Source organism: Rubellimicrobium sp. CFH 75288 (assembly GCF_009904055.1).
Classification (GTDB): Bacteria; Pseudomonadota; Alphaproteobacteria; order Rhodobacterales; family Rhodobacteraceae; genus Rubellimicrobium.
On sequence record NZ_WYDP01000040.1, the window covers coordinates 1 to 4,009 of the forward strand.

Sequence of the window (4,009 nt, forward strand, 5' to 3'; positions counted from 1 at the left end):
CTGCGGCCTTCAGGTTATGAGCCTGACGAGCTACCGGGCTGCTCCACCCCGCGTCAGGGTGTGATGAAGAGAGGAGGGGTTCTGGTCAGGTCTGGCGGTAACCTACTCTCCCGCGTCTTGGGACGCAGTACCATCGGCGCTTGCGCGCTTAACGGCCGAGTTCGGGATGGGATCGGGTGTTTCGCGCAGGCTGTGGCCACCAGACCGGATCAGAACCCCTCGGGAAGCATCCTGTATCCGCGTCGGATGTATGGCTTCCGGTTCGGGGACGAGATCTGTCCGTCACCGGGTCGGATCAAGCCAATCGGACGATTAGTACCGGTCAACTGAACGCGTTGCCGCGCTTGCATCTCCGGCCTATCGACGTGGTGGTCTGCCACGGTCCTGATAGGGAGACCTGGTTTCGAGGGGGGCTTCCCGCTTAGATGCCTTCAGCGGTTATCCCGTCCGCACATAGCCACCCGGCGCTGCGGCTGGCGCCACAACCGGTCCACCAGTGGTGCGTTCACCCCGGTCCTCTCGTACTAGGGGCAACTCCTCTCAAGTCTCCTGCACCCACGGAAGATAGGGACCGAACTGTCTCACGACGTTCTAAACCCAGCTCACGTACCTCTTTAAATGGCGAACAGCCATACCCTTGGGACCTGCTCCAGCCCCAGGATGAGATGAGCCGACATCGAGGTGCCAAACACTGCCGTCGATATGGACTCTTGGGCAGTATCAGCCTGTTATCCCCAGAGTACCTTTTATTCGTTGAGCGATGGCCCTTCCACGCGGGACCACCGGATCACTATGGCCGTCTTTCGACTCTGCTCGACGCGTCAGTCTCGCAGTCAGGCGGGCTTCTGCCATTGCACTCAACGGGCGATTTCCGACCGCCCTGAGCCCACCATCGCGCGCCTCCGTTACTGTTTGGGAGGCGACCGCCCCAGTCAAACTCCCCACCACGCAGGGTCCCGGACCCGGATCACGGGCCGCGGTTAGACACCAAGACGACGAAGGGCGGTATCTCAAGGACGGCTCCACGAGGGCTGGCGCCCCCGCTTCAAAGCCTACCGCCTATCCTGCACATCGCAGTCCTGGTGCCAGTGCGAAGCTAGAGTAAAGGTTCATGGGGTCTTTCCGTCTAACCGCGGGGAGCCCGCATCTTCACGGGCAGTTCAATTTCGCTGAGCCGACGTCGGAGACAGCGGGGAAGTCGTTACGCCATTCGTGCAGGTCGGAACTTACCCGACAAGGAATTTCGCTACCTTAGGACCGTTATAGTTACGGCCGCCGTTTACCGGGGCTTCAATTCGGAGCTTGCACCCCTCCTTTTAACCTTCCGGCACCGGGCAGGCGTCAGACTGTATACGTCGCCTTGCGGCTTCGCACAGCCCTGTGTTTTTAGTAAACAGTCGCCACCCCCATTTCTGTGCCCCCCGCCCCTGGTTGCCCAGGAACGGGGCCTCCTTCTCGCGAACTTACGGAGGCATTTTGCCGAGTTCCTTCGACGTCGTTCTCTCAAGCGCCTTGGTATGCTCTACCAGCCCACCTGTGTCGGTTTCGGGTACGATCTGATGGAGGGCTATTTCCAGGAACCGCTCAGCCGCCGCCCCAATCCGATAAGGGACAACAACACCCGCGATCCGTCACATCCTCCTGGCTCCGGATTATTCACCGGATTCCCATCGGCTACGCCTCTCGGCCTCGCCTTAGGGGTCGGCTCACCCTGCTCAGATTAGCTTTAAGCAGGAACCCTTGGGCTTTCGGCGAGGGGGTCTCTCACCCCCTTTGTCGCTACTCATGTCATCATTCTCGCTGGTGATCTCTCCACCCGATGGCTCACGCCCGGGCTTCACAGAACGCCTCGACCCTCCGGCACGGGACCAAACCCGCACAAAAGGACAAAGACGATGTCACACCACGCTCTGCTACCGCGCATCTTGCGATGCACCCTCAGCTTCGGCGCACGGCTTGAGCCCCGTTACATCTTCGCCGCAGGACAACTTGTCTAGACCAGTGAGCTGTTACGCTATCTTTAAAGGATGGCTGCTTCTAAGCCAACCTCCTGGTTGTTTTGGTCGTCCCACCTGCTTTCCCACTTAGCCGTGACTTGGGGGCCTTAGCTGGAGGTCAGGGTTGTTTCCCTCTCGACGACGGACGTTAGCACCCGCCGTCTGTCTGCCAGGCAGTGCTCCACGGTATTCGGAGTTTGGTTAGGCTCAGTAAGGCTGTGGGCCCCCATCACCCATCCAGTGCTCTACCCCCGCGGGCATTCACCTGACGCGCTACCTAAATAGCTTTCGCAGAGAACCAGCTATCTCCGAGTTTGATTAGCCTTTCACCCCTAGCCACAGCTCATCCCGACCTTTTTCAACAGGTGTGGGTTCGGCCCTCCAGCTGGTGTTACCCAGCCTTCAGCCTGGCCATGGCTAGATCACTCGGTTTCGGGTCTGATCCCACGAACTGAACGCCCTGTTCAGACTCGCTTTCGCTCCGCCTCCGCCTACCGGCTTAAGCTCGCTCGTGAGACCAAGTCGATGACCCATTATACAAAAGGTACGCCGTCACCCCGCCCGTCCCGAAGGACATGGGAGGCTCCGACTGATTGTAGGCGTCCGGTTTCAGGAACTGTTTCACTCCCCTCGTCGGGGTGCTTTTCACCTTTCCCTCACGGTACTGGTTCGCTATCGGTCAGCAAGGAGTACTTAGCCTTCGAGGGTGGTCCCCCGATCTTCAGACAGGATTTCACGTGTCCCGCCCTACTTGATGCGTCACCTGGAGGTTCCCGTACGGGGCTGTCACCCGCTCCGGCCCGACTTTCCAGACGGTTCCGGTCCCTCTTCGGTGCTCGGCTGGTCCGCTTTCGCTCGCCACTACTCACGGAGTCTCTGTTGATGTCCTTTCCTCCGGGTACTGAGATGTTTCAGTTCCCCGGGTTCGCCTCTTGTAACCTATGGATTCAGTCACAAGATCCCTGGGCCACCCTCCTGCTGTCTGCCAAGAGCAGACAGCAAGGGAGTGTCAGGGGGGTTGCCCCATTCGGAAATCCCTGGATCAAAGCCTATTCCCGGCTCCCCAGAGCTTATCGCAGGGTATCACGTCCTTCATCGCCTCTTGCTGCCAAGGCATCCACCAAACGCCCTTCTCGCGCTTGATCCGACCCAGAGACCCACAGACCCACAAACAGGGAGCGCCTCTTGCCTCGCCCCCCCAGGTCCCCACCGCACGGCCATCCAGCTCGCACGGGGCTCCGGTCGGAAGTCATACATCAGCAGCCCCACCCCATCCCAAAGGGACAACGCAGGGCCGCGGTTAGTGTACTTGACTTGGATACAGAACCGCCCAACCGGATCGCCCCCTCCACAGGAGACAACCCCAAGCCCACCCCCACTCGGGCAGACCAGCGGTCCTGATGCTTCTCTCTCTTCACGATGTCAAACCGCCCGATCCGATCGGACGGGACAAGACCCAACGGTCCTGTCCGGTCCGGTCCAGACGCAAGCCCTGGTGGAGCCTGGGGGGATCGAACCCCCGACCCCCTGCTTGCAAAGCAGGTGCTCTCCCAGCTGAGCTAAGGCCCCCAACAAGGGACAGGGTGGTGGGTCGAGGAGGACTCGAACCTCCGACCTTACGCTTATCAGGCGTACGCTCTAACCACCTGAGCTACCGACCCGCCCAAGACGGGTCGGCCACCCGCCATGCTCTCGCGCACCTTGAGGGGATAAGAGGGCGGCCTCGCCCCAAGCCCGGAGCCAAACCCCAGGCTGCCAGGTCGCCCCGGAGCCGAAGCTGCCGGAGACATCCCTAGAAAGGAGGTGATCCAGCCGCAGGTTCCCCTACGGCTACCTTGTTACGACTTCACCCCAGTCGCTGAACTGACCGTGGCCGGCTGCCCCCTGTTGCCAGGTCGGCGCACCGTCTTCGGGTCAACCCAACTCCCATGGTGTGACGGGCGGTGTGTACAAGGCCCGGGAACGTATTCACCGCGTCATGCTGTTACGCGATTACTAGCGATTCCGACTTC

The 4,009-nt window shown here is 60.6% G+C and carries 2 tRNA genes and 3 rRNA genes; all 5 read right to left on the minus strand.

Annotated features, from left to right (window positions below):
* Positions 1–89: 89 nt before the first annotated feature.
* Positions 90–204 (minus strand): 5S ribosomal RNA (rrf, locus tag GT358_RS16185).
* Between the two features lie 87 nt (positions 205–291).
* Positions 292–3,142: ribosomal RNA gene (locus GT358_RS16190) — 23S ribosomal RNA — on the minus strand.
* Between the two features lie 348 nt (positions 3,143–3,490).
* Positions 3,491–3,566 (minus strand) — tRNA-Ala (locus GT358_RS16195).
* A gap of 15 nt (positions 3,567–3,581) precedes the next feature.
* A tRNA-Ile gene (locus GT358_RS16200) sits at positions 3,582–3,658 on the minus strand.
* A gap of 135 nt (positions 3,659–3,793) precedes the next feature.
* Positions 3,794–4,009: ribosomal RNA gene (locus GT358_RS16205) — 16S ribosomal RNA — on the minus strand; the annotation flags it as partial.